A 1,366-nucleotide genomic window follows, 5' to 3' on the forward strand; every position below is an offset into this window, starting at 1 on the left:
CGATGGAGTGGATGGCTCCCGCTCACCGGCTGAGGCAGACTGCCTCGGCTGAAGAGCGAGGAGACGGACGATGAGTGAGATTGTCACGATTGGGCTGGATATCGCGAAGTCGGTGTTCCAGGTCCATGGTGTAGACGCTGCGGGTCAGGTGGTTGTGACCCGGCAATTGAAGCGCGGACAGATGTTGAAGTTTTTCGCGGCATTGCCTCCGGTTCTGATCGGGATCGAAGCCTGCGGAACGGCGCATCACTGGGGTCGGCAGCTCCAGAACCTGGGCCACGACGTAAAACTCATCCCGCCGATCTACGTGAAACCTTACGTCAAGCGGCAGAAGAACGATGCCGCCGATGCCGAAGCGATTTGCGAGGCGGTGACGCGGCCGACAATGCGGTTCGTCGAAATCAAGTCAGTTGACCAGCAGGCTGGCGGCGTGCTGCACAAAACGCGGGCACTGCTGATCAAGCAGCGGACGATGATGTTCAATGCCGTGCGCAGCCATCTGGCCGAATTCGGTCTTGTGACGGGTACCGGCGTGGCGCAGGTGGTGCGCATGGTCGATCGGCTTGCGAAAGGGGACGAACTCGATCTTCCGGAACTGGCGCGCGAGACACTCGGCGTCTTAGCGCGCCACATTCAGGAACTGCAGGACAAGCTCACCGGGATCGATAAGCAGTTGACCCGCTGGCATTATCGCAACGACGTCAGCAACATCCTTGAAACCATCCCCGGCGTTGGTGTGATCACCGCCTCGGCGCTCGCGTCGATGGTGACCAACGCGCAGAGCTTCAGGTCGGCCCGCCATTTCGCCGCCTGGCTTGGACTCGTGCCCCGGCAAAACTCGTCAGGTGGCAAGACCCGCCTGGGCAAGATTACCAAGGGCGGCAATCGCTACCTGCGACAATTGCTGGTCGTCGGTGCGACTTCAGTGCTGCGGCATGTCCGGGCGGGCAGCGTCAAAGGCTTTGAATGGGCCAAAGCCTTGCTTGATCGCCGTCCGCCCAAGGTCGTGGCCGTTGCTCTGGCCAACAAGATGGCGCGTATTGCATGGGTGGTGATGACGCGCGGCGTCGAGTATGAAAGAAAGGAATTGGCGATCGCAGCCTGATTGGCAGGCGATGGCAAAACAAGGTTGAGGTGTGAAGACCGACTGAAGGCAAGCCATTCGATCCACCGAGCTTCGGCAAACCTGCTTAGCGTACAGGACTTCGAGTCCGCGTAAACGATGAGGAGGCCAGGGCTGGCGGAATCCTTCAAGGCCAGCAGCCGTATAAAGGCTGCACATAAAGGCCGGACACGCGACTGCACTCGATATGGCATGTCAGAACGTCAGAAAATCGCACCGCAACGCGGGAGCCATCCACACGCG

General features: G+C 60.0%; 1 protein-coding gene. It reads left to right on the forward strand.

The genetic code is table 11. The annotated features are described in order from the left end of the window. The first annotated feature begins 70 nt into the window (after positions 1-70). On the forward strand, positions 71-1,105 hold the full coding sequence (locus C2R25_RS18765; RefSeq protein WP_010338606.1) for an IS110 family transposase: 1,035 nt from the start codon (positions 71-73) through the stop codon (positions 1,103-1,105). The last annotated feature ends 261 nt before the right edge of the window (positions 1,106-1,366 follow it).

Source organism: Novosphingobium sp. HII-3 (genome assembly GCF_002916655.1).
Taxonomy (GTDB): domain Bacteria; phylum Pseudomonadota; class Alphaproteobacteria; order Sphingomonadales; family Sphingomonadaceae; genus Novosphingobium; species Novosphingobium panipatense.